This is a genomic window from Rhodopila sp. (assembly GCF_965276935.1).
In the GTDB taxonomy this organism is placed as follows: domain Bacteria; phylum Pseudomonadota; class Alphaproteobacteria; order Acetobacterales; family Acetobacteraceae; genus Rhodopila.
In genome coordinates this window covers 455948-480335 of sequence record NZ_CBDIBS010000003.1, presented here as the reverse complement: position 1 = coordinate 480335, position 24388 = coordinate 455948, and the positions used below count along the sequence as shown (strand labels likewise).

The 24388-nt window shown below is 64.0% G+C and carries 23 protein-coding genes; 7 read left to right on the top strand and 16 right to left on the bottom strand.

What is annotated here, in order from left to right; genetic code table 11:
* Window positions 1-182 precede the first annotated feature (182 nt).
* The 3 genes from ACQY4S_RS10030 to ACQY4S_RS10020 all read right to left on the bottom strand — a co-directional run bounded on the left by ACQY4S_RS10030 (window position 183) and on the right by ACQY4S_RS10020 (window position 3339).
* A complete protein-coding gene (locus ACQY4S_RS10030) occupies window positions 183-836 on the bottom strand; it encodes an HAD hydrolase-like protein (RefSeq protein WP_428485060.1) in 654 nt (217 codons plus the stop codon).
* Window positions 833-1981, bottom strand: coding sequence for an acyl-CoA dehydrogenase family protein (locus ACQY4S_RS10025; protein ID WP_428485059.1), 1149 nt, complete (start codon window positions 1979-1981; stop codon window positions 833-835). The genes ACQY4S_RS10030 and ACQY4S_RS10025 overlap by 4 nt, the downstream gene beginning before the upstream one ends.
* A gap of 161 nt (window positions 1982-2142) precedes the next feature.
* Window positions 2143-3339, bottom strand: a complete 1197-nt coding sequence (locus ACQY4S_RS10020; protein ID WP_428485058.1) for an acyl-CoA dehydrogenase family protein — start codon at window positions 3337-3339, stop codon at window positions 2143-2145.
* Window positions 3340-3759: 420 nt separating this feature from the next.
* Here ACQY4S_RS10020 and ACQY4S_RS10015 point away from each other — a divergent pair, with 420 nt between their 5' ends.
* Window positions 3760-4020 carry a hypothetical protein gene (locus tag ACQY4S_RS10015; protein ID WP_428485057.1) on the top strand — a complete coding sequence of 87 codons (261 nt, stop codon included), beginning with the start codon at window positions 3760-3762 and terminating at the stop codon, window positions 4018-4020.
* A 158-nt stretch (window positions 4021-4178) separates the two neighbouring features.
* Here ACQY4S_RS10015 and msrA read toward each other — a convergent pair whose 3' ends face one another.
* Both msrA and ACQY4S_RS10005 read right to left on the bottom strand, forming a co-directional pair.
* Window positions 4179-4733, bottom strand: a complete 555-nt coding sequence (gene msrA / locus ACQY4S_RS10010) for a peptide-methionine (S)-S-oxide reductase MsrA (RefSeq protein ID WP_428485056.1) — start codon at window positions 4731-4733, stop codon at window positions 4179-4181.
* A 189-nt stretch (window positions 4734-4922) separates the two neighbouring features.
* Window positions 4923-5297 carry a nuclear transport factor 2 family protein gene (locus ACQY4S_RS10005; RefSeq protein WP_428485055.1) on the bottom strand — a complete coding sequence of 125 codons (375 nt, stop codon included), beginning with the start codon at window positions 5295-5297 and terminating at the stop codon, window positions 4923-4925.
* A 107-nt stretch (window positions 5298-5404) separates the two neighbouring features.
* Between ACQY4S_RS10005 and ACQY4S_RS10000 the strand changes: the two genes are divergently transcribed.
* Both ACQY4S_RS10000 and ACQY4S_RS09995 read left to right on the top strand, forming a co-directional pair.
* Window positions 5405-5866 (top strand): MarR family winged helix-turn-helix transcriptional regulator, encoded by a 462-nt coding sequence (locus tag ACQY4S_RS10000; RefSeq protein ID WP_428485054.1) that lies wholly within the window; start codon window positions 5405-5407, stop codon window positions 5864-5866.
* 309 nt (window positions 5867-6175) lie between these two features.
* A complete protein-coding gene (locus ACQY4S_RS09995) occupies window positions 6176-6841 on the top strand; it encodes a hypothetical protein (protein WP_428485053.1) in 666 nt (221 codons plus the stop codon).
* 74 nt (window positions 6842-6915) lie between these two features.
* On the opposite strand, the gene ACQY4S_RS09990 is transcribed toward ACQY4S_RS09995, so the two are convergent.
* Window positions 6916-8193: an MFS transporter gene (locus ACQY4S_RS09990; RefSeq protein WP_428485052.1), complete on the bottom strand. Its 1278-nt coding sequence runs from the start codon at window positions 8191-8193 to the stop codon at window positions 6916-6918.
* Window positions 8194-8272: 79 nt separating this feature from the next.
* Between ACQY4S_RS09990 and ACQY4S_RS09985 the strand changes: the two genes are divergently transcribed.
* Together ACQY4S_RS09985 and ACQY4S_RS09980 are read left to right on the top strand one after the other, a co-directional pair.
* Complete coding sequence (locus tag ACQY4S_RS09985; protein ID WP_428485051.1) at window positions 8273-8872, top strand: TetR/AcrR family transcriptional regulator; 600 nt, start codon at window positions 8273-8275, stop codon at window positions 8870-8872.
* Window positions 8873-8892: 20 nt separating this feature from the next.
* Window positions 8893-9471, top strand: a complete 579-nt coding sequence (locus ACQY4S_RS09980) for a hypothetical protein (protein ID WP_428485050.1) — start codon at window positions 8893-8895, stop codon at window positions 9469-9471.
* Window positions 9472-9720: 249 nt separating this feature from the next.
* Here the strand turns inward: ACQY4S_RS09980 and ACQY4S_RS09975 are convergent, their stop codons facing one another.
* The 5 genes from ACQY4S_RS09975 to ACQY4S_RS09955 all read right to left on the bottom strand — a co-directional run bounded on the left by ACQY4S_RS09975 (window position 9721) and on the right by ACQY4S_RS09955 (window position 17038).
* Window positions 9721-11700 (bottom strand): PAS domain S-box protein, encoded by a 1980-nt coding sequence (locus ACQY4S_RS09975; RefSeq protein WP_428485049.1) that lies wholly within the window; start codon window positions 11698-11700, stop codon window positions 9721-9723.
* Window positions 11701-11868: 168 nt separating this feature from the next.
* The gene (locus ACQY4S_RS09970; protein WP_428486252.1) at window positions 11869-12579 is read right to left on the bottom strand and encodes a glutaredoxin family protein; all 711 of its coding nucleotides are present in this window, start codon (window positions 12577-12579) and stop codon (window positions 11869-11871) included.
* A 78-nt stretch (window positions 12580-12657) separates the two neighbouring features.
* Window positions 12658-14712 carry a hydantoinase/oxoprolinase family protein gene (locus ACQY4S_RS09965; RefSeq protein WP_428485048.1) on the bottom strand — a complete coding sequence of 685 codons (2055 nt, stop codon included), beginning with the start codon at window positions 14710-14712 and terminating at the stop codon, window positions 12658-12660.
* A 254-nt stretch (window positions 14713-14966) separates the two neighbouring features.
* Window positions 14967-15410: a GNAT family N-acetyltransferase gene (locus ACQY4S_RS09960; RefSeq protein WP_428485047.1), complete on the bottom strand. Its 444-nt coding sequence runs from the start codon at window positions 15408-15410 to the stop codon at window positions 14967-14969.
* Window positions 15407-17038, bottom strand: a complete 1632-nt coding sequence (locus tag ACQY4S_RS09955; protein ID WP_428485046.1) for a hydantoinase B/oxoprolinase family protein — start codon at window positions 17036-17038, stop codon at window positions 15407-15409. Before ACQY4S_RS09955 ends, ACQY4S_RS09960 begins: the two co-directional genes overlap by 4 nt.
* A 212-nt stretch (window positions 17039-17250) precedes the next feature.
* On the opposite strand from ACQY4S_RS09955, the gene ACQY4S_RS09950 reads away from it, so the two are divergent.
* On the top strand, window positions 17251-18108 hold the full coding sequence (locus ACQY4S_RS09950; protein ID WP_428485045.1) for a DUF2189 domain-containing protein: 858 nt from the start codon (window positions 17251-17253) through the stop codon (window positions 18106-18108).
* 110 nt (window positions 18109-18218) lie between these two features.
* Here ACQY4S_RS09950 and ACQY4S_RS09945 read toward each other — a convergent pair whose 3' ends face one another.
* Complete coding sequence (locus ACQY4S_RS09945; protein ID WP_428485044.1) at window positions 18219-18557, bottom strand: hypothetical protein; 339 nt, start codon at window positions 18555-18557, stop codon at window positions 18219-18221.
* A 525-nt stretch (window positions 18558-19082) separates the two neighbouring features.
* Window positions 19083-19808: a glutathione S-transferase N-terminal domain-containing protein gene (locus ACQY4S_RS09940; RefSeq protein ID WP_428485043.1), complete on the bottom strand. Its 726-nt coding sequence runs from the start codon at window positions 19806-19808 to the stop codon at window positions 19083-19085.
* A gap of 130 nt (window positions 19809-19938) precedes the next feature.
* Here ACQY4S_RS09940 and ACQY4S_RS09935 point away from each other — a divergent pair, with 130 nt between their 5' ends.
* Window positions 19939-20673, top strand: coding sequence for a metallophosphoesterase family protein (locus ACQY4S_RS09935; protein WP_428485042.1), 735 nt, complete (start codon window positions 19939-19941; stop codon window positions 20671-20673).
* 57 nt (window positions 20674-20730) lie between these two features.
* On the opposite strand, the gene ACQY4S_RS09930 is transcribed toward ACQY4S_RS09935, so the two are convergent.
* From ACQY4S_RS09930 to ACQY4S_RS09920, 3 genes are all read right to left on the bottom strand, one after another.
* Window positions 20731-21549 carry a hypothetical protein gene (locus ACQY4S_RS09930; RefSeq protein ID WP_428485041.1) on the bottom strand — a complete coding sequence of 273 codons (819 nt, stop codon included), beginning with the start codon at window positions 21547-21549 and terminating at the stop codon, window positions 20731-20733.
* Between the two features lie 329 nt (window positions 21550-21878).
* Window positions 21879-22478: a chromate transporter gene (locus tag ACQY4S_RS09925; protein ID WP_428485040.1), complete on the bottom strand. Its 600-nt coding sequence runs from the start codon at window positions 22476-22478 to the stop codon at window positions 21879-21881.
* Between the two features lie 477 nt (window positions 22479-22955).
* Window positions 22956-23972 (bottom strand): IS110 family transposase, encoded by a 1017-nt coding sequence (locus ACQY4S_RS09920; RefSeq protein WP_428483443.1) that lies wholly within the window; start codon window positions 23970-23972, stop codon window positions 22956-22958.
* Window positions 23973-24388 lie beyond the last annotated feature (416 nt).

Genomic DNA, 24388 nt, shown 5'->3' with positions numbered 1-24388 from the left:
TTGCTCCCTTTCCACGGGCCGTTCAGAACAGGCGACCCACCTGGTCCCGTCCTAAGCGAGACCGCCGATCGATTACACCGTGGAACGTGACCGAGACAAGAGCTTCGGCAGCGTTGCCCTCGAATGGCTTTCCTGCTTCCCAACCGGCCTGGTCCATGAGGCGAAACCTTGCCGCTCGAGGTCTAAAGCAGCCTCACCACGTCCGTCGGCGTCGCCGCCAGCGCATCCGCGCCCGCTTCCACCAGTTCCGCCTGTCCGCCATACCCCCACAGCACACCGATCGACCGCAGCCCATTGGCCTTCGCGGCGTGAATGTCGTGCATCCGGTCGCCGACCATGACCGTGGCGGCGGCGTCATATTCCTCGACCCGCAGCAGTTCGGCCAGCATGTCCTTCTTGTCGTCCAGGCCACCACCCGGCAGCGCGCCATAGACCGTCGGCAGCCAGCGGCGGAAGCCAAGGAAATCGACCACGCGTTCGGCGAAATCACGGCGTTTCGATGTCGCGACACACAGCCTGCGGCCGGCGTTGTGCAGGATCGCGAGCATCTCCGGAACGCCGGGAAACACCGTGCAGTCGTACAAGCCGACAGCGGAGTAACGGGCACGATACGTGCTGACACCCAGGTCCACCCGGTCGTCGCCGTATCTCTCCAGCAGCGTGCCGATCGACACGGCGATCGGCGGACCCACGGCCCACGTCAGATCGCCCGCCGCCGCCGGATCGTGACCAAGTTCGCCCACCATGAAGCGAAGACCTGCCTCGATGCCCGGCCGGGAATCCGCCAGGGTGCCGTCCAGGTCGAGCAGGACAGCCCCCGCCCGCGATGAACTCAAGCCGCCCTGCCGAACAGGCCGCCGTGGCGGGCCAGATAGGCCAGATGAGTATCGGCATCACCGAACAACTGCTCGATCATGGTGGTTCGCTTGAAGTAATGGCCGACGGCATATTCAGTGGTCACGCCGATGCCGCCATGAAGCTGGATCGCCTCCTGCCCGATGTGGTGCGCCGACCGGCCGATCTGCACCTTGGCGGCGGCGATGGCACGGCGCCGCTCGATCGGGTTCTCCTCTTCCGCCATCACGGCGGCGAACATCGCCATGCTGCGCGCCTGTTCCAAAGCCACGAGCATGTCCACTGAGCGGTGCTGCAGCGCCTGGAAAGACCCGATCGGGCGGCCGAACTGCTTTCGGGTCTTCAGGTATTCCAGGGTCAGTTCGTGCATCGCCTGCATTGCGCCCACCGCCTCGGCACAAAGCGCGGCGATCGCCTCGTCAACCACGTGCTCGATCAGCGGCAGGGCATTATCATGCAGCACGTCGTCGGCGGTGACACGCACGCCGGTCAGCGTCAACTCGGCGGCGCGCTGCCCGTCCTGCGTCGGGTAGCCGCGGCGGCTGACGCCCGGCGTCGCGGGATCGAGCAGGAACAGGCCGATGCCGTCGCGCGCCCGCCGTTCACCGCCGATCCGGGCGGTGACGAAGATGCGGTCGGCGGCATCGCCATGGATCACCACGCTCTTGGCGCCGTCGAGGACGTAGCCGCTGCCGTCCCTGCGCGCGGTGGTGCTGACATCGCTCAGGTCGTAGCGGGAATGCCGCTCGACATGCCCGAAGGCCAGCTTCAGCTTGCCAGCGGCGACACGCGGCGCCAATGCGCCCAGCACGGAGGCCGGGGCGGCCCGGCGCAACAGACCACCACCCAGAATGACGGTGGCAAAGAACGGCTCCAGCACCAGGCCGCGGCCAAACGCTTCCATGACAATCGCGGTTTCCATGGCACCGCCGCCAAAGCCGCCCAATGTCTCCTCGAACGGCAGCCCCAGCAGCCCCAGTTCGGCGATCTGGTCCCACATGGCAACGCTGTAGCCGGCCGGCTCGCGGATGTATTTCTTGCGCTGCTCGAAGCCATACTGCTGCGCGATCAAGCGATCGACGCTGTCCTTCAGCAGGCGCTGGTCCTCGGTCAGATCAAAATCCATGGCGAAGTCCCTTCAGCTAAAGCGTGATCGCCTGAGGCTGACCAGTCAGAAGGCGTGAATCACGCGATCAAACAAGGCGTTAGACCATGATCGGACACCGACGATGAGGCAACCTCAAACGATCATGGTCTAACGTGCAGTCGCCACACCAACCCCGCGCGCTATAACCCCAGGATCGCCTTGGCGATGATGTTGCGCTGGATCTCGTTCGATCCGCCGTAGATCGAGACCTTGCGATAGTTGAAATACATCGGCGCCGCCTCGGTGGCATAATCCGGGCCGATCACCGGTTCATTGTTGCCGTCGAAGTCCCGCTGATACGGCATGACATACGGACCGACGACCTCCATCACCAGTTCGGTCAGTTGCTGCTGGATCACCGTGCCCTTCAGCTTCAGGATCGACGATGCCGGGTTCTGCCGCCCCTTCGCCAGCTTGCGCTCATCCGACACCACCCGAAGCTGGGTCATCTCCAGCGCCTTCAGCTCGACCTCGACCCCGGCTAGCTTTTCCTGGAAGCGCGGGGTTTCGATCAACGGACGTTCGCCGGCGAATTCCAGCGCCGCGAGTTCCTTGATCCTGGCGATCTTCGCCTTCGAGGCACCGACGCGGGCGATGCCGGTGCGTTCGTTGCCAAGCAGGAACTTGGCGTAGTCCCAGCCCTTGTTCTCCTGACCGACAAGGTTCTCGACCGGAACTTCCACATTGTCGAAGAACACCTCGTTGACCTCGCGGCCGCCGTCGATGGTGACGATCGGGCGAACCGTGATGCCCGGCGTCTTCATGTCGATCAGAATGAACGAAATGCCTTCCTGCGCCTTGGCGCTGGGATCAGTACGGACCAGACAAAAGATCCAGTCGGCGTGCTGCGCCAGGGTGGTCCACATCTTCTGGCCGTTGACGATGTATTTGTCGCCCTTGCGCTCGGCCTTGGTGCGCAGCGACGCCAGGTCGGAACCCGAACCAGGCTCGGAAAATCCCTGGCACCAGAAGATGTCGGCGTTGGCGGTGGCGGGCAGGAAGCGTTGCTTGGTCTCCTGGCTGCCGAACTGCGCGATCACCGGGCCGACCATGCTGACGTTGAAGGGGATCGGCGCCGGACAGTCGGCCTGCTGCATCTCGTCCTGATACAGGTAGACCTGAATCGGCGACCAGTCCTGGCCACCCCATTCCACCGGCCAATTCACCGTGGCCCAGCCACGCGCGTTCAGGATGCGCTGCGAGGTGATCATGTCATCGCGCGTCAGACCCTCGCCCTCCGCGACCTTGGCGCGAATGGTCTCGGGGATGGCGGTGCGGAAGAACTGGCGCGCGTCGGCGCGAAAGGCGCGTTCTTCAGCGGTAAAGTTCAGGTCCATTGGCGTCTCCTTATCCCGCTGTCCGGTTATAGGGTCGGCTGCTTGGCGTCAAATGGCGGTGCGGCGGCGGCGCTAGTTCAGAAGTCATGGTCTGGCCTGGGCCGAATTCCTTGCGACACAAGGTGACCACAACCAGGGCGTGTTATTTTTAGGTGGAAACAATCACGGACTTTGACCTAATGTCCTGAGCGTTGTGGAGGCGATCCGGCCGTGGCTTGCATCATATCCGAGACTCTTGAAGTGATCGAGGACAGCCGTCGGATCAGGGCGCGGACAAAAGATTTGATACATGCCAGCCGCGCGGCTCGGCTGGGACTTGCAGCCAACCGAACGGTTCTTCAGAACGACAGGGCATGGCGGCAGATAAATCGCGCGACGAGCCAACCAGTTCCGATCATCTGGCCATCCCCGGATCTGGACGTGGCGGCAGTCCTGCCACCAGCCGTCCAACCCGAGATCATCGCCAGTTCCAAGCCCTTGATCTGGCCGGCCCTGGATCTGGACGTGGCGGCAGCCCTGCCACCGGCCGTTCAACCCGAGATCATCGCCATTTCCACACCCTTGATCTGGCCGGCTCCGGATCTGGACGTGGCGGCAGCCCTGCCATCGGCCGTCCAACCCGAGATCATCGCCACTTCCACGTCCGTCGAGAGCGCCGCCGGAGGGATGATCGAAGTGTGATCGCCTGAGGCTGGTCAGGCAGATGGCCTGAATGGCGCGGTCAGACAAAAGAATCGCACCACGATCATACACTGACCAGGAACCAACCTCCAGGGATCATGGTCTTGGCACCCAATGCCGCGGATTGACTTGGCACCTCGCCGGATGCCGGACCGTGTCTACTCCGCCGCTTCCCGCTTCAGCCGGTCGGCGAACTGCTTGCGGAATTTCACCACTTTCGGCGCCACGATGGCCTGGCAGTAACCGGTGTATGGGTTGCGGGCGAAGTAGTCATGGTGTTCCGGCTCCGCTTCATAGAACGCCGTCAGCGGCTCGATCTGCGTCACCAGCCTGCCTCGCCAGATCTTGGCCTCGCTGATCTCCCGCATCACTGCTTCCGCCGTTTCACGCTGCGCGTCCGAGTGGGTCAGGATGATCGAGCGGTATTGCGAGCCGACGTCGTTGCCCTGGCGGTCGACCGTCGTCGGGTCGTGGATCGAGAAGAACACCCGCAGCAGGTCGGCATAGGCAAGCTGGCTGGGATCGAACTTGACCTGCACGACCTCGGCATGGCCGGTGCGTCCCGAGCAGACGGCGTGGTAGCTGGGGTTGGCAACCTGCCCGCCAGCATAGCCCGACATCACCCAGGTGACGCCTTTCAGGTCCTTGAATACCGCCTCCAGGCACCAGAAGCATCCGCCGCCCAAAGTGGCCGTTTCCGTTGTCGCGCTCATGTTGCGTGGCTCCCTATCCAATGACATCAATTCATATGGGGCTTTGCCACCAATTCTTGAGGCCGCCGGACGCTAATATCGCCCAATCCCGCCATCAACCCAGCCAGGGGGTCCGATAGCAGGGGAACCAGAAGTTCGATTGGTCATGGCCACATAAGCTCGGCACACATCTTCCGATCGCCGGCCTGCTCAGTGATCTTCTCGGATGTCAAAGCGGGTGACCTTGCTATTCCGCAGATGGAAGACGTGACCGACCGTTTTGTCCCGGAGCCCGTGCGTTTGATCTTGCAGGGGCCTACCTTGTAGATCCCTCACGGACTGACGCACCTCGACAACGATTGAACCATTCGGAGCCCTGTCAAAGCTTACGGGCTCGACGTGCGGGCTGACGATGGCCCACTGGCGCGTCCAGTATTCGCGGACACTTTCGCGGCCGTGGACGTGGCCGGCATCCATGCCGTTGGCCCAGGCGACGTCATCGGTGAGTGCGCCGAGGACGCCATCGATGTCCCGTGCGTTGAAACGGTCATACATCACCCTGAGAACCTCGATGTCGTCAGCCATAGGCTTGCTCCTCATGACAAAGTGCCGGGGCGCGACGGAACGGGATCGCAGCGCCTTGATGCGAAACAGATCGGCATTTACATATGGGCATATATAAATTGAGGCGCATGATGCAAGAGAGCGATACGGGCACGGACGTGCTCTCGACGCCGGGACACCTGATCAGCCTTGCAGCGCGGGGCTTCGCGCGCTTGAGCGAGGCTCGCCTCAAGCCGCTGGGTTTCGGGGTCGGCCATGTGCCGGTTCTAGTCGCCCTCCAAACCGGTCGGGCCGACACGCAACGTGATCTGGCGCGCTTCGCGCAGATTCAGCAGCCGCCCATGGCGCAGATGCTCACGCGCATGGCGCGGGCCGGGCTTATCTGGCGCACGCCTGATCCCGACGATGGACGCAGCAGTCGCATCGCCTTGACGGAGCTCGCGTTAGCAAGGCTGCCGGAGGCCATCGCGACCTTGTTCCGAGGCAATCGCGACGCGGTGGCTGGGTTTACCGACCAGGAGACCGCGCAACTTGCCGTTCTGCTCGACCGACTAATCGCGAACCTCGATCGGCTCACCGATACGCCCTAAGCCGCAACGCCGTGTTCATGCCGGCTTGTGATACTCCGGTCCCAAAGCGTCATGGTGTCCGACACATCCGCTTTTCGGGAACGACAACGGCTCCGGCCAATGTCCATTATGGGTCGTAATCGGCGGTAGCCATCAACCGGACAGCCTTAATCGAACTGTTGGTCCCGTTGCTACCGAACCCCCGGCCACCACGGGCAAACCTCGCCTAGCAGCCCGTAGAGAAATTATTCTTGCATTTCAGGCAATGTTCCCTTAACGTTCAGCATAATCAGGACGATATCCCGTATCCCAACTCGCGAGCACATCCCGATGTCTTTCTCCACAGGGTCCTTCTCCACAGCCATTACACCCGCCATCCTGGACACGGTTCTTGCCTTGCTCGCGCCCTTCTTTCTCATCGGCGCCGATGGCGACCTGATCGCCGCGCGCCATGCCGCCAATCACATGCTGGCCGACTATCAGGCCGAAACTCAGGAAGAACTCCGCCTCGCCGCCGAGATCATCAGCTTCGGCTTCCAGGCGCTCCAGGCGCTCAGTGAGGCCGCGGCGGCCGATCTGCCGCCCAACAAGATCCTCCGTCTCCGCGGCAACGCCGTCAGCCTCAACCGTTCGGCGCAGCAGAACCAGCGCACACTGGACCGGTTGCGGCGGGAACGTTGCAAGGCGGCGCCCACCGCCAAGGAAGCCGCGATCCCACCGGCACAGCCCCAGCCCGCCGCCACACCCGATCAATCCGCTGCCGGCCAAGCGCCCGCCACAATGGACTTCGCCGGCCATGCGCCGGATGTCAGCAGCAACAAGACCGTCAGGGTCTGGAGCCGAGCCGCCGAACAGCAACGAATGGCGCGGCGCATGGCGGAGAACCACAAGCGGAAGCAGGCGGAGCAGAAGGCCCAGGAAAACCTGATGGCGATGCCCGTGAGGATGCCCGTGGGGATGTCCGCACCAGGCGCAGCTCAGGCCGCAGCGGTGTGATACCAACCCGTGAACGGAATTGGCGCGTTTATCCGATGTGAAGGCATGCACAGGCGCTGCCTTTACGCGCGATCCTAAGCCGCTGCCGCCAGCACTGGCTTTGCCCGTGCGATTCGCAGCACCAGCAGCGCCGCCATCAGGCAGGCGATGCCGCTCGCCAGGAAGGCAGGAACATAGCTGCCGGTCAGATAGCGCGTTTCCCCGGCACCCAGCGCCGCCAAGGCACCGCCCAACTGATGCCCGGCGACAATCCACGATATCATCACCGGAGCGTCCTTCTTGCCGAACACGTCGTTCGTCAGCGTCACCGTCGGCGGCACCGTCGCCACCCAGTCCAGTCCGTAGAACACCGCGAAGATACCCAGGCTGACCACATCGAACTGGGTGAACGGCAGCACCGCGAGCGACAGACCGCGCAGCCCGTAATACCAGAACAGCAGGATCCGCGGGTTGTACCGGTCGGTCAGCCAGCCGGACAACGTCGTGCCGATCAGGTCGAACACCCCCATCGCCGCCAGCAGCCCGGCGGCACTGATCTCCGGAATGCCATGGTCGATGCAGAACGGGATCAGGTGCGTTCCGACCAGCCCATTGGTGGAAAAACCGCAGACCCCAAAGGTGATGAAGAGCAGCCAGAAATCGATCGAGCGCGCACCGCGCGCCAAGCCGCCAATGGCGATCATGAACGGGTTGCCCGCTTGCGGCGGCAGCACCACGATGTCCTGCGACCCGAACGGTCCGATCCCGATTGAAGCCGGGCTTTCCGGCAGCATCAGCATCACCACCGGCATCAGCAGCAGGATGATCAGCGCCACCGCCCAGGGCACGGTGTGCCAGCCGTGATTCGTCGCCAGCGAAGCCAGCAGCGGCAGAAAGATCAACTGGCCGCTGGCGTTGCTCGCCGTCAGTAGCCCCACCACAAGGCCGCGGCGCGCCACGAACCAGCGGTTCGCCAGCGCCGTCGCCAGCCCGACCATGCCGGCCCCCGAGCCAAGCCCGACCAGCACCCCCCATGTCAGGTAAAGCTGCCAGAGCTGCGTGACGAAACTGCTCAGCCCGGCGCCAGCGACCAGCAGCGCCATCGAGATCAGCACTGTCCGCTTTAGCCCGATTGTCTGGATCAGCCCGGCGGCGAACGGTCCCACCAGTCCGAACAGCAGGATGTTCAGCGACACCGCGCCGGAAATGGCGGCGTTGCTCCAGCCGAACGCATCCTCAAGCGGCACGATCAGCACCCCCGGCGTGGCCCGCACCCCGACACTGGCCAGGATCACGACGAACATGACCGCCACGACGATCCAGGCGTAGTGGATGCGGCCGGCGGCCAGGCGGGCAATCGTCTTCGGTCCCATGCAGCGGCACTCCGGGAAGGGTTGCAGGCAACATGACGATCGTCATATGGAAGTCAAGCGCCAAGACCGGAGGCCCGAGATGCGTACCACCACCCAGCGCAAGACCGCGACCCGACAGCGGATCATTGACGCCGCCGGCTTGCTGTTCCGGGAACATGGCGTCGACGGCACCGGCGTCGACGCCGTGATGCGTCTGGCCGGCCTGACGCATGGCGGCTTCTACCTGCATTTTGCCTCGAAGGAGGCGCTGGCGGCGGAGGTCGCGCGATCCCTGCTGGAACAGGCGGCAACGCGCTGGGACGGACTGAGCCGCCTGCCGGATCACCAAGCCGCCCTGAAGCGGATCGTCGAAACCTACCTGAACCCCGCCCATGCCATGTCCGACGCCGCCTGTCCGCTCACGACGCTTGGCCCTGATGTGGCCCGCCGTGCCGAGTCCCGCGACGCCATGTCCGGTGCGCTGCGTGGTATGCTCGATGCGCTTGCCCGTCTGGTCGGCCGCGACCAGGCCGCCGCCTCGCTCGCCACCATGGTCGGCGCGGTCGTGCTGGCCCGTCTCGCCGACGATCCGACGCTGGCGGAGGCGTTTCTCGCCGCCGCCGCCGCAAGTGTCCTGGCAACGGATGTCAATCAAACGGGAACGGCATGCCGGCCGGCTGATGACGTCCTATCTGAATGACAATGCTTTAGGGAAACCCCATGCGCTTATTTTCAGCTTCGCCGCTGGCCCTGGCCGGCGCCCTGTCCCTCGCTCTGTCCCTCGGGGCCTGCGCGACCTTGCCGGCGACGCGGAACACGCCATTCCTGCCGGCCGGCGTGTTTGGCACCTATCAGGACAACGACATCGGCGCCATCAACCAGTCGGCCTGGGCCTTCGCCTCCCCCGCCAACACCCGCGGCAACCCGATCGAGGCCGCCCGCGCCATCATCGCGCTGGAGTACCTGTCCGGTGAACTGCCGGAGAATCCGCGCTGGGTTGGCATGGGTAGCACGATCAAGTTTCGCATCAACGAGGCGCGTGGCGACCTGCGCCATATCGTTGGCATTCGTCCGGATGCGCCGCCGCAACTGGTGGTGAACGCGCTGCTCGCGCTTGCCTGGGATCTGCAATTCGGCAACCAGACCGCCGCCTTGCAGGCTCTGGCCTCGCCGGTCTTCACGCAGCCTCCGCGGGTGACCCTGCAGGCGCTGTCCAACCTGCCTTATGTGCAGACCGCGAACCTGGCGACCGTGCGCGCCGCGGAGGTGGAGTTTCCAGGCGGCGGGGTACGAGGTTGACGCAGCCGCCATCACGGTCGTCGAATCGCGTCATGGCAGCCGGCCGGGCACGCAAGGAAGATGGCTTGCACGCCCCACGGCATTCACACCCCACGGCTTTCACACCCCACGGCTTTCACACCCACAACATGACCGGCGGCGGTCAGCGATGCACGCCTTCGCCGCCTCCTGCTCCGCAAGTGGTGGATAGGCCGAGTACCCTGGTATGACGATCGCGGCGGCGCCCGACAATCGTTTCACCAGTTGATGTCAGACCTCATCCATCACCGATCGCAGCATTCTGGCCAGGCTCTCGATCTTGTACGGCTTTGGCAACAGGTGGACCCCGCGTTCCAACATGCCCTGACGGGTGATCGCCGTTCTCGCGTAACCCGTCGTGTAGACAACCTTCAGGCCGGGCCGGCTGCCGATCGCCTGGTCCGCGAGCTCTCGTCCATTCATGCCGGGCAGGCCTACATCCGTGAACAACAGGCTGATGTCCGGACGGGTCCGGATGATGTCCAGCGCGGCTGCCGGGCTGCTCGCCTCCAGCGTGTTGTAGCCAAGATAGCGCACCGCGCTGACGCTGTAGCCTCGCACCCGGTCATCATCCTCGACCACCAGCACGGTTTCGCTTCCGACCGGCAGCGGCAACACCGGTTCGGCGGCCAGCGCCGCCGCCTCGACCGCGGCGTGGTGACGCGGCACGTACAACTTCACCGTCGTGCCATGTCCCACCTCGCTGTAAAGCTCGAGATGTCCGCCGGACTGCTTGACGAAGCCGAACACCTGGCTCAGTCCCAGACCGGTGCCCTGGCCGATCTCCTTGGTCGTGTAGAACGGCTCGAACGCGCGGGCCAGCACGTCGGCGGCCATGCCCGTGCCGCTGTCGCTGATCGCGATCGCGACGTACTCACCGGCCACGACCTCGTCGCGCCGCTGCACATAGTCCTGATCGAGGAAGGCGTTCAGCGTCTCGATCGTCAGGCTGCCACCCTGTGGCATCGCGTCGCGTGCATTGACCGCCAGGTTCAGCAACGCGCTCTCCAACTGGTTGCGGTCGATGAACACCGGCCAAAGCCCGCCCGCCAGTTGCGTTTCGATCGCGACCGATTCACCAAGCGTGCGTCCCAGCATGTCGGACAGCCCCGACACCAGCCGGTTCACGTCGGTGACCGCCGGTGTCAGCATCTGTTTGCGGGAGAACGCCAGCAGCCGGCGCGTCAGCTCGGTGCCGTGATCGGCGGCCTTGCGGATCACGCAGAGCATCCGATACGTCGCCTGGCTGAATTTCTCCTGATGCTTGTCGAGCAGTTCAAGGCTGCCCAGGATCGCCGTCAGCATGTTGTTGAAGTCATGCGCGATGCCCCCCGTCAGTTGTCCGACGGCTTGCATCTTCTGCGATTGCGCCAGCGCCAGCCGCGCTTGCCCCAGCGCTTCCCGCGCGTGGTGCTCCTCCGTGATGTCGCGCGTCACCTGGGCGAAGCCGATGTGCACGCCGGCCCGGTCGAACACCGGATTGATGATCACATTGGCCAGGAAGCGCGAGCCGTCGGCGCGCAGGCGCCAGGCATCCTCCTGGTGCTGGCCCTCCGCCATCGCCACCGCCAGCCCCTGCGCTGGTGCATCGTTGGCCTGGTCTTCCGGCACGTAGAAGCACCCGAAGTGGCGGCCAACGATGTCCTCGGCCGCGTAACGCTTGATGCGTTCGGCGCCGCCATTCCAGGATGTAACAAAGCCATTCTTGTCCAGCATGAACATGGCGCAGTCGCGTACGCTTTCGACAATCAGCCGGAAGCTCTCCTCACTCTGGTAAAGCTGCTCCACCGTCTGTTCATGCCGAACCGTCTCGTCGGCAAGCTGATCGGCGATCCGGCGCAACTGACCGGGCGTCGGAATGGCCTGCAGCCGGGGCATATGGAGCCACAGCAGGCAGGCGGTGGAAATCGAGGCCAATGCGGTGAACGCCTTCAGCAGGCCTTGCACAGCGTAATCCGGATGCCACAGCACCCAGATTTCCATGAAGTGCGTCGTGCCGCACGCCAGGATGAACAACGCGAACAGCCAGAACATCCAGCCAAAAGCAAGGTCCCGGTGGCGGATAACGAGAAATGCCAGGGCGAGCGGTATCGCGTAGTAGGCGACGCCAATCATTGCGTCGGAAAACGCATGCAGCCAGACCAGCTCTGGCTGCCATAGAAGGCAGAACCCGTGCGGTGACAAGCCTTGTTGGGAAAACAGCCGGATCATGCATGCACTCGCGAAAGTCGCGATTTGTTGAAGCACGTTTCCGAGAGCACTGTCATCAAAATTACCGAGATATAATCTCGGGACCGCACGAAGCGCCGGTGTGGGCAGCGGGGTTGTCACGTCGCAAGGCATGGGTCTGGACTGCGGGACGGCCGGATACCCGCCGGATCAGCCGTCCCACACGCTGCTGGGCATGGGCAGCCCGGCGAAGTCTGGCTCATGCAGTGTCGTCGCCGGCGTGATCCCGGCCATCCGCAGCAGCATGTCCCACTGACGGACATGCTGTCCGCAATGCCACGTCGTTCGTTCCAGGTATTCCTGCAACAACTGCCGCCCGTAGTAGGTTTCCACGGCTTCCCGTCCCGCCTTGTCCGGCTTGGCATCCCACCAGGCCCGAACCTGGCCCAGCACGCGCTGTCCATAGGCCGCGATATCGGCGCTGGTTTCCATCCCGGCCGGCGGCGCGGCGGTCAGCATCTCATAGCTCAAGGTTGCGCCGGCAACGACCTCCAGCAGCGCCTCCGGAATGCGGAAGATGTGGTGCCCCAGGACGCGATAGCTGCGCGGACGGTTCGGCACATGCAGTTCAAGCCGGTCATCCGGCATAAGCGGGATGATTTGCACCGCCGTCGACATGAAAAGCTCGAGGCGCCGCATGAGTTCGACAGCCGACAGGACCGGACCGGTTGCCTCGTTCAAGCCAAGGAATTTGACAACGTGCCCGATATTCTGGGCGAACACCCAGTCATCACCGCGCGACAGCACCGGCACCGAGCGTGCGCCAAGCCGGCGCAGCTCCGCCAGTCCCACGGGGTCTTCCAGCACATTGATCGATTGGAACTCGATCGCACGGACCGAGAGAAACTCCTTGAGCTTCAGGCAGCTTGTTCAGCCAGGCTGCCAGAAGACCTTCAGCGGTGGATCATCCTGCATGATCTGTCCTCCAAGCGATCAACGCTATGCCGGCGACCGATGTGGGTCAATCACGCTGATATCCAGCCAGCCTCTTGCGTCGAAGCGGGCGGTGTCGTCCGCCCGCAGCAGGACGGTCGTGGTGTCCGACTCGATCACCGCCGGGCCGGTGATGGCCTGATCCACACCCAGCGTCAGGAGGTCGAACACCGGCACCTCCGTCCATCGGCCGAGATAAACCCGCCGCTGTCCCTTCGGCATCGCCGCGCAGCGTGGTTCGAGGCCGGCCGGTTCTATCTGCGGCAGTTGGCCGATCGCCGACAGATGTGCGTTCACCAGAACCACCTCCTGGTCGCGCAAGGCATAGGTATACAGCGCCTCATGCGTCGCGTGGAACCGCTCCGCCAGCGTTTCATCCAGGTCCACCGCATTCCAGTCCAGATCATCCAGCGGCACCGCGATCTCGAACACCTGTTCGCCGTAGCGCATGTCGGCGGACCGGCGGAGCGTTACCTCACCGTTGAACCAGGCCAACCGAGCACGGCCTTCCTGCTCCATCGTGACAAAGGCGGCTTTCAGGTCATCCACGTCGATCGCGCCGGCCTGTCCCTGGCTGCGACTGAGTTCCACCCGAAGATCGGTGTTCAGCATGCCCCAGGCGGACAGCACCGAGGCGGCCAGCGGAATCGCCACCCGCGTCATGCCCAGTTCCGCCGCCACGGCGGTGACATGCAATCCGGCGGCGCCGCCGAACGCCAGCAGCGTGAAGCGCCGCGGATCGACGCCGCGGCGGACGGTGGCGACGCGAACGGCATCGGCCATGCGGCCATTGACCACCCGGTGGATACCGCCGGCGGCATCGGCGACATCCAGACCCAGCGCGGCCGCCAGTTTTCCTACCGCCACCGTCGCCGCGCCCAGATCCAGCATGCGGCGGCCGCCGAGGAAATTTGCCGGATCAAGGTAACCCAGCACCAGATTGGCGTCCGTCACGCTGGCCGCGGTGCCGCCCTGGCCGTAGCAGGCCGGTCCCGGATCGGCGCCGGCGCTTTCCGGACCTACCGCCAGCAGGCCGGCCGGGTCCAGCTTGCCGATCGATCCGCCGCCCGCGCCCAACGTTACAATATCCAGGCTCGGCAGCGCGATCCGCGCATTGCCCACCACCTTGTCGCCCGACAGCGTCGGCTGGCCATCGCGCACCACGGCGATGTCCGTCGAGGTGCCGCCCATGTCGAAGCCGATCACGTCCCGCGCCAGCCCAGCGCGGCTCAGCGCCACCGCCGCCGCTACGCCACCAGCGGGTCCGGACAAGGCGGTGCCGGCGGCCAGCCGTGTCGCCTCCGCGACCGACGCGACGCCGCCATGCGACAGGATGACCAGCAGCTCGCCATGATACCCCGCATCCACCAGCCGGGATTGCAGCCGGTCGAGATAATGCTGGATCACCGGTCCGACGGCCGCGTTGGCGACCGTGGTGGAGAACCGCTCGAACTCCTTGATCTGCGGCAGCACGTCGGACGACGTTGTGACATAGACGCCGGGAAGGCGGCCGCGGACCGCGGCGGCGGCATGGCGTTCGTGGCCAGGATTGCGCCAGGCGTGCAGGAAGCAGATCGCGACCGACTGCACGCCCGCCTCGGCCAGCGCGGCGATGGCGCGATCCAGCGATCCGGCGTCCAATGGAACCTCCACCGTTCCATCGGCCCGCAGGCGTTCCCGCACCGCCAGCCGCAGGCGGCGCGGGACCAAGGGGGCAGGCGGGGTCATGCGCAGGTTGTAGCGGTCCGGTTTCAGGCCTTCCCGCATCTCCATGACATCGCGGTGTCCCTCGGTCGTCAGCATGCCGACCTGTGCCGCCTTGCCTTCCAGCAGGGCATTGGTGGCGACCGTGGTGCCATGGAGAATCCGGGAGGTCGCATGCAGCAGGTCGCCGGCGGTCAATCCAAGCCGCTGCGCGGCCAGGGCGATCCCATCCAGCACGCCGTCCGACTGATCCGCGGGCGTGGTCGTGGCCTTGGCGATGATCGTCTGGCCAGCCGGCGCGGCGACGACAACGTCGGTAAAGGTGCCGCCGACATCGATGCCGATGATGTAGGTCATGCGCTGACGGCCAGCCGGTTGCCGGCGATCCCCGGGATCAGGCGGCGCCAAAGCTCGTCATGATGGTTGTAGGGTCGCCATCCCTGTCCTTGTTCCGGTCCGCGCCGCAAGGCGTGGATGGCGGGCAACCGAGCACGCGAGGAAGGGTTGCGCGCGCCATGACGTTGACAGGGCGGCGCGCCGCGGCAAGCGGTGCCGTGGTCGAATTCATTCATCAACAACCCTTTGATGGATGGTCGCATCTCGACTTGCTTTCAGATTTCGCTTGTCGAAGGAAGCGGCTTGGTCATGAAGACGCGTGCCGTCCCCGGCGGATCGCAGGCGACGCGGCCGAATTCGGTCCAGCCGTGCCGTTCATAGAAGCCGGGCGCCTGAAAGGTGATTGTGTACAGGACGGCGGACTTGCAGCCGCGGCGCCCGCCTTCATCCTCCATCATTCGCAGCAGCCGGCTGCCAATGTCCTGGCCCCGCAGCGTTCCGGGCAGGAACACCTGTTCGATGAACAGCAGGCCGTAGGACGTGCGTCCGATCATCCCGCCAAGCGGCTCGTTGGTCTGCGGATCGCGTGCGAGCGCCGCCACCGCACGCCAGTCGCGATAGCCGGCTTTCAGCAGGTTGAAGTCGTCCAGGCCGCTTCCAATGACCTGCTCTTCCGTACTGGACGGCTGATCGGTCAGGATCAGAACCGGATCGCTCACGCCAGCCCCTCTACCGCGTCCGCCTCGCGCGCGGCCGGGTCTCGCGCGCCTGGGTCGCCCCAGCCGCCGCCGCCGCCGGACAGCACGTGGATCACGCTGCCCGATGGAACCGGCACGTTGATCTCCTTGCTTCTCAGCTTTCGGGCCGGCGTGCCAGGAGGCAGCAGCGTGTAGTCGTGCGGCGCGCCGTCCTGGCCGCCGCCGATGCCGCGGGCGCCATGCACCACGCCTTCGCCGGCGGTGTTCGCGTTGGTGATTCCCTCGGCTTCGACACGCAGGCGCATGTCGCCCCCATAGCCGCCGCGGAATCGTCCGTCGCCGGCCGATCCGGGGCGATATTCGTGCGTCTCGAACAGCAGCGGGAAGCGTGTCTCCGCCACCTCGATGCTGCCGAACTTGATGCCGCCGGCGGAGTGCCATTCGCCAATGGTGGAATAACCGTCGCCGGCGGCCGATCCGCCGCCGCCCGGGCGCGCCTGGAACATGTGCCAGATGAAACGCCGGCCGGTGCGCGGGTCGGTGCCGTTCAGCGCGATCCGCAGCCGCCGCCCCCAGCCGCCCATGGCGCGGTCCGGACACGCCCGCGCCAGCGCGACGATGATCGCCTCGATGATCTCGTTGCAGCAATGGCTGGTGCACATCGTCACCGGCGCGCCCTCCCGCGCCCAGACGATGGTGCCTTCCTTCAGCTTCACCGTCAGCGGCCGAAACGCGCCTTCGTTCTTGGTGATGCCAGGATCAAGCAGGAAGGCGAAGGCAATCGCCACGGCCGATTGCGTATTGGCGTGGGAGGAGTTGATGAACCCGGTCACCTGCGGGTCAGACTCCGTCAGGTCGACGGTCAGGTCGCTGCCCTGCTTGGTGACGCGGGCGCGGATGACGATGTCGCGTCGGTCGAACCCGTCATCGTCCAGCACGGCCTGCCCCTGGTAGACGCCGTCGGCCCAGCCCGAGACGATGGTCCGGGCGTAGCGTTCGGCGGCATCCAGCATCGCCTCCACCGAGGCCGCCAAGATCTCGGCGCCGAACTCGTTGATCACCGCCGCCAGGCGCTGCTCGCCCAGCCGCGCGGCGCCGATCTGCGCGGCGAGGTCGCCGCGGAAGTCGCGCGGGTGGCGGACGTTCAGCGCCAGCATCTCCAGCAGGTCCTCGCGCAGCACGCCGTTCTCGGTCAGCCGCATCGGCGGCAGGCGCAGGCCCTCGTGCCAGATTTCCGTGGCGGCGGGGTTGTAGGCGCCATGGGTGGCGCCGCCGATGTCGGAGTGGTGGGCGCGGTTGACCGACCAGAACATCAGGGTTTCGCCAGCAAAGACCGGAACGAAAATCGTCAGGTCCGGCAGGTGCGAGCCGCCGCGGTACGGATCGTTCAGCAGGTAGACATCGCCCGGTGCCGGAAGCGGGAACCGCGCCGCCACCGCCTTGGCTGCCCACGACATCGCGCCGACATGCACCGGGATATGATCCGCCTGCGCCACCAGGCGGCATTGCGCGTCGATCAGCGCGATCGAGAAGTCGCGCGAGGAGTTCAGGATCTGCGAGTAGGCGGTGCGCAGCATCGCCTCGCCCATTTCCTCGGCAATGGCGTTCAGCCGGTTCTGCAGCAGGGCAATGGTAATCGGATCGGTCATGCCTGGAAGGTGGCCCATCCCGGCGTGCCGGGGAAGCCGGATTCGCGAAATTGGTAGTTTCCTGATCGGCAAAAGTTGATCGCACACGCGGGTCAAACGAGACCATGTTCACCGATACGCGATGGCCGTGACTTGTTCGTCAGGCGATCAGAGACAAAAGGCGCGTGACGGGCCGGCGGCTCCGCGAATGATACATTCGGGAGGAGGCTAGCATGATCAAGACACCGCCTGGCTGGGGGGCCGACATGGTCACTCGTGCCTATAATTCGTTTGCCTCGACCAGCCGCCAAGACGCCGAGCTACAGGTGGGGACACGCGCATCGCTTGCTGTCTGCCGGATCAGCGGAGCGGATCTGGGATGGGCGCTCCGGCGCGGATTTGAGGACTTCGGTGCGGCTCGCACCGACGTCATCTTCCTGTGCGTGCTGTATCCCCTTATCGGCCTGCTGCTGGCTCGCCTGGCGTTCGGCTACGAGTTTCTGCCGCTGGTGTTTCCGCTGGCGGCGGGCTTCGCCCTGGTGGGGCCGGTTGCCGGCGTGGGCCTGAACGAGATCAGCCGGCGGCGGGAGCTTGGCGAGCAAGTCGGCTGGTTCGACGCGTTCAACGTCTTCCGGTCCCCGTCGATCGTCGGCATCATGCTGCTTGGCTTTGTCCTGCTCGGCATGCTGCTGGCTTGGCTGGTGGTGTCGCAATTGCTCTACGTTCTGACGATGGGGCCGCAGGCGCCCGCGTCGCTGGGTGATTTCGTCTATCAGATGCTGCATACGAGTGCTGGCTGGACGATGATGATCGTTGGCATCGGCATCGGCTTCGTGTTCGCGGCCATCGCGCTGACGATTGGCGCGGTTTCATTCCCGCTTCTGCTGGACCGGGCGGTGTCACTGGAAACGGCGGTGCGAACCTCGGCCGAAGTGGTCCGCCGCAATCCGCTGACAATGGCGGCCTGGGGGTTGATCATCGCCGTCAGCCTGGTGCTCGGCTCCATCCCGCTGCTGCTCGGTCTGGTCTTCGTCATGCCGGTCTTGGGTCACGCCACGTGGCATCTGTATCGTCGCGCGGTGCCGCGTTAGGGTCATATCGATTAATCAAACAAATACTTGCTCCCGAAGTTCGTCGCATGTGGCGGCGGACTTCGGACCCAAGGCTAACTTGGAACCAGCTTAATGCAAGCGCCTAATACTTAGCGACCATGCCTGTCGCTGTAGTATTTCTGGAAAAAGACTCGTCCTTTCTCAGTAAGATGATAAGGCTCATCCCGTCTTTTTATCGAGCGGGCATGATATCCTTTCTGCGTCGTGATTTTCAGAATGTGCGCCAAGTGGTTGACGAATATCGGGCATCCATTGGCGCCCTTTCTTGCCAGGTCTTCCGGCGTTAGGTTCAGGACTGCAATAATCGCCTGCTCCACTTCTGGAGCAGAGTAGCTGGTTCGCGCGCGCTCGACCAGATTGACCGCGATCCACGAGTGGGCTGAATTCCACATTAGTGGAGAGACAGTCTGCTTACCAAGAGCCGACATCAAATATTTGCTTTGTCTGTCGCGCCGCCAGAGCATCTCTGGCGAATAGAACTATCCTCATTGTAGCCAAGATAGTTGGCCGCGCAGCAGCCTACCACTATTCCAACGGCGCCGCCGGCGGCCCCAAGCGGCCCTGCGACAGCACCCGCAGCGGCCCCCGATGCGACCGCCCCCCACTGCTTCTGAGTCAATCGGATGCTTTCCCTCACGTCCTTGCTCATGTTCATCCTCCATCTGCCACGCCATCCTGAGGATGATCTTATCGTACGCGACATGACATAGTGGTTGCACATTTCGTTGAAAGAGCAAGGGAAGCAGATTGTTTAAGCGATCGAAACTTCGTGCTAAGATTAGGCGGTATCCACGCCTTTAGGTGGAGACGCAATGGCGTGGATGATCGGCAGGCGCCCGCATGACGTAGATGCTGCCGGGGGACAACATCTAAACTCCCGCCAGTGGGAAACCGACGGGATGTATCCGGTTTCGTGCCGCACAGCCGACTTTGGCTGCCGTGCGATGACCCGATCAGGCTACCGGCACGGGGCGGGCGCGCTGGTTGTACATAATCTTGTTGCGACGTTCCTGTTCCTCGGGCGGGAGTTTCGATGCGTCTTCGGACAGGTCGGCGCCGACCGCCATGCCGCGTTGCACCGCCGGGCGGGCGGCGAGTTCGTCAGCCCATCGCTTGAAGTAGGTGAATTCCTCGATGTCCTGGCCCTGGGCTTTCCAGTTCACCGTCCATGGATAGGCGATCATGTCGGCGATGGTATATTCCTCGCCGGCCAGATAGCGGCTTTGATACAGGCGGTTGTTCAGCACGCCGTATAGCCGGTTGGCTTCATCGGTGAAGCGGCGGACGGCATAGGACTGGTCGCCTTGCTTGTCGCCCAGGCGGCGGAAGTGGCCGCACTCGCCGAGCTTGGGACCCTGGTTGGCCATCTGCCAGATCAGCCACTCGGTGACGGCGTATTTGCCGCGCAGGTCCTGCGGATAGAAGCGGCCGACCCTCTCCGCCAGGTAGAGCATGATCGCGCCGGACTCGAAGATGGTGATCGGCTCGCCGCCGTCGGCAGGCGTGCGGTCGACCATCACCGGCATGCGGTGGTTCGGGTTCATCTTCAGGAATTCAGGGGAAAACTGATCGCCCCGGCCGATGTGGCAGGGAACGATGGTGTACGGGATCGCCGCCTCTTCCAGCAGGATAGTGACCTTCTTGCCGTTCGGCGTAGGCCAGTAATGCAGGTCGATCATGACGTATGTCTCCACGCGGTGATTGTTGTTCGCGATGCTAGCGCGGAGCCGAGCGTTTGGCGAATGACGGTTGACGGACAGGCTGCCGACGGGTCTGATGACGCCCGTTCCCTGGCTGGAAGCTGCAATTTTGACGTCCGACATCGTGCTGGTGCATAGCTCCGACCTTCATGTCGATGACGATCCGCACCAGGGTCCTCATGGCGAGGATGGCGCCACTGGGCTGCGGGTGGTGCTGGCCACGGCGAAGACGCTTCGGGCGGATTACGTGCTGCTGGTGGGGGATGTTTTCGACAGCAACCGCCAGTCGCCGGCGATCATCGAGCAGTGCGTGGCGCTGCTGAACGAGGTCGGGCGGCCGGTGATCGTCCTGCCGGGAAACCATGATCCCGTGACGACGGATTCGGTCTGGCTGCGTGGCGGATTGAACCACCTGCCGCATGTCCATATCATTGGCGTGACGCATGGGCTGACGGTGCATTTTCCAAGCCATGACCTGCAGATCTGGGGGCACGCGCATGTCGACTACGGCAACATGGTGCCGCTGCGGGACCCGCCGGCGCGGACCGCCCGATGGCACGTGACGCTGGCGCATGGGCATTACGAGGATGATGGTGTCCCGCCATTGCGGCCGTCCTGGCTGATCAGCAACGCCGAGATCGAGGCGACCCGCGCGGACTACCTAGCGCTGGGGCACTGGAACCGGGCGGCACAAGTCGGAACGGGCACAACCGTTCCGGCCTACTATTCCGGGTCACCGGATCTGGCGAAAACGGTCAATGTCGTACGGTTGCGGGGCCATGGGACGGTGGTGGTGACTCGCGAAGGCATAGATTGGGGCCCAGCCGAAACGTTTCCGAACTGAAACAGCGCTTCGTCAGGCCCGTGCTCTCGGATCGTCCTGAGCTTCGATCCTTCGCGATCAGTGTGTCATGGTGACGTGCAGCGCGCCGGTGGATGGGTGCGAGGTAATCGCCATATAGTTGGTGGCAAGACCGGTGGTTGGCGCCGCGTACAATGCGCCGGTGCCGGCGAACTTCAGGTTTGCCACTTCGGTGCCTTGCGCGGTGAACAGGCTTAACATGCCCGTCGTCTGATCGAAGGTTTCCTGCACGGCGTTGAGCGCATTATAGACGGCAACCGACGCGGTTGATCCGATACGCGACGTGGCCGGCGCGGAGTCGGTGATGGTGCCGAGGAAGCTCATTCCGTTGGTCAGGCTGAGCATGCCGCCGTCCAGCTTCACCGTCTCGCCGGCGCCGACGGTGCCGACGCGCAGCAAGGCACCTGGCGCGGTCAGATGAAATGTTCCGGTGCCGGCGATCGAGACATAGTCCAGGTTCGCCGTCGAGGTTCCGTCAATCGACATCGTGCCGTTCACGGTTTCGGCGCCGGCTCCCGCATAACCGGTCGCGGTCAGCGTGCTGCCGTTGCTGATCTGGCTGATGCCGTCGAACGTGACGCTGGTGCCGGGTCGTTGGCTGATCGACAGCATGGCGTCATTGACGGTCAGGCCATTGGTGACGAGAGCCGCGCCTGGCGAGAGGCTGATGGTGGCGGCGCCGGTCGTGCTGGCGGTACCGGTGTCGGTCACGCCGCTGAGCGTATCCGGGCCGGTGAACGTCACGGCCGGCGGCGGCGTTGCGGCGCCGCTGGTGCCGGCGAACGCCAGGGTGTCGCCATCCCATTGATGAGCCGCGACGGTGGCTGACTGACCATTGCGCAAGGTGTGTTGGGCCACGGTAATTCCCTTCTGAATAAAGGCGACAATGCTGGGATAGCGTAACGACGAGAAAAACAGTCCTCACGAACTCGAGTGCTGACAATTCGGTGCGGAAACGCACCGTCTGGAAATATGCCGTCTTATTTGACAGGAGCAGGTGATAATAGGTTTAGAGCCTGAAGGTCGTCATTTCAACAAAAATAATGCAGAAAAGAAACGGAGCATCCATGGTGCGCCGGAATTAACCCAAAATGGACGACACGTTATCGTGACATATTGCAGTTCGTAATGTTGTTGACTTGCCTAGGTCATGCGGTGGCGGCAGCGATCTGGGATGCCTGGCGAGCTCAGCCAACCAGCCCGATCGCACCGGCGACAGCGGCGCCGCCCAGGATCAGCATTGGATGCAACTTGGTGAAGATGAACAGCGCCGCCGTCACCACCGTCACCGCCGCTGTGGTCCAGTCGAGGGTCGTGCTTTCGATCAGCAGCGCCGCGCTGGCCATGATCAGGCCTGCCGTCACCGGTTGCAGCCCGGCCTGAAGCGCCTTTCGCCAGTTGGCGTCCTTGAACCGATACCACGCCCCGCTGACCAGCCACGTCAGCACCGAGGACGGCGCCGCGACCGCCGCCGTGGTGACAAGCGCACCCCAAAATCCGGCGACCCGCCATCCGATCAGGCTGACCACCATCATGTTCGGCCCTGGCGCCGCCTGCGCCAACGCGTACAGCGCCGCGAACTCGCGCATGCTCATCCAGTGATGCACGTCGACCACCTGGCGCTGCATCTCTGGAATCACCGCGTTGGCGCCGCCGAACGCCAGCAGCGAAAGCTGGCCATAGACGATCGCAAGCTGGATCAGGGTCTGCCCGATTGTCACCACCATCTTGAAGATATCGTCGGGGTCGAGGAACGGTATGCCAGCATTTTTGGGGTAACCGAGCAACCGACCCAAGCCATTCGGCCGAAAGCCGGGAGTGCTGCCGCTGACGTGCAGTCCGTGGACCGCGCTGTTGCCAAACCGTTGGCATGTGACGGACACCGTGCCCAAGCCGCGTTCCTGGCCGTCTTGCTTAGGCTGATAAGACGGTCATGGCTGGTTGAAGTCAGCCACGAAAAAATAGGCTAGAGGAAAGATGCATCTGCCCGGACGGCCCGTTCAACCTGCGAGGCATGTTATACCATGTGTGGACGGCCCCTTGGGTTCAAGACGGCTATGCACAGGATGAGCTGAGGGTCGCATGCGGTCATGTGTCCGGCCTGTTGGCGCGGTCGCATGACCGCTGGCCCAGATGGGATCCGCAAGCGAGTGCCAAACAACCGCGCGGCCTGGTTCGGCCACAGGTATAAACGGCATTTCTCGCTTGTCGGTGCGACCGTTGGTCATCTTGCTGTTGGCCTTGAACCCCGGCAGCCGCTGCGGCTAGGCGGTAGCCGGCTGATGCCGGTAGGCCTCGCCGCGCGACATCATCGCCCACACGATGCGGGCTGTCTTGTTGGCCAGCGCCACCGCAGCCAGCTTCTTTGGCTTGCGCGCGAGCAACGCCAGCAGCCAGGTGGAGGTGTTTGGCCTGCCTGGCCTGACATGCTGGATCACCGCGGTGGCGCCCACCACGAACAAGCTGCGCAACCGTTCATTGCCGGCTTTGCTGATGCGGCCCATGCGCTGCTTGCCGCCCGTCGAGTGCTCCTTCGGCGTGAGGCCAAGCCAGGCCGCGAAGTGGCGCGCGGAGGCGAAGTCCTGGCTATCAATGGCGAGTGCCAGGGTGATGGCGGTGACCGGGCCAATGCCGGGCACCTCAGCCAGCATGCGGCTGACCGGGTTGGCCTTGTGCTGGGCGAGCAACTCGGCATCGAGTTCGCCAATCTGGCGGTCAAGCTCTGCGATCTGCTCGCCGATGCGCACAAACATCGTCCGTGCCGCCGCTGGGATCGCCGTCTCGGCACCCAGCCTGTCCAGCAACGGTTGGACATGCGCCGTGCCTTTGCCGGCAATGACGCCGAACTCGGTGGCATGCCCGCGCAGGGCGTTTATTAATTGAGTGCGTTGGCCGACCAGCATCTCACGGTGGCGCAGAATGACCAGCGCGGCTTGCCGCTCGGCGCTCTTGACCGGCACCGAGGCCATGCCAGGGCGCGACGCCGCGTCATTGATCGCTTCGGCATCGGCGCGATCGTTTTTGGCGCGCTTGACGAACGGCTTGACGTACTGAGCCGGTATCAGGCGCACCGTATGGCCCAGCCGGGCCAGCAAGCGCCCCCAATGATGCGCGCCGCCGCACGCCTCCATGATCACCTCGGTGCTGGGAAGCTTGCCAAAGAAGGTTTCCATTTCTGCGCGCCTGAGATTCCTGCGCACAACAGGATGTTCCTGCTCATCGACGCCGTGCAGCGTGAAAACATGCTTGGAGGTATCAATGGCAATGCGCTTAAGCTTCATCTGGACGGTCCTCTTGTTGGAGCTATGACAACCCAACTTTGGCACGCGATGCCGTGGGGCCGTCCACCCCAACAACCGCCCTTGATGTTGACCGATAGCCGGTCGACGGCCGTCGGTACCTTATTAATTTCGCGCGCGGCCCGCTCCCTCGCGTGCTCGGTCGCCCCACCAACCCCGCGCGCATACCAGTCCGCGCTTCGGGCCGCTGGTATTACAGTATCTCAGGCATTGCATGACGTGCGGCTTGGGACTGTAAAATTCCTCGACAGGCTGAAATCTGGTGCCGATTACAGGCGTCTGATCAAAGCGCCATATTTTCTCACGATAGCACCATGGTTTACCGGTTTGTAGACACCCTGCATACGTCGATATTTCATAATAATGGCATAATAAATGCATTTCTTGTCGTATTCATC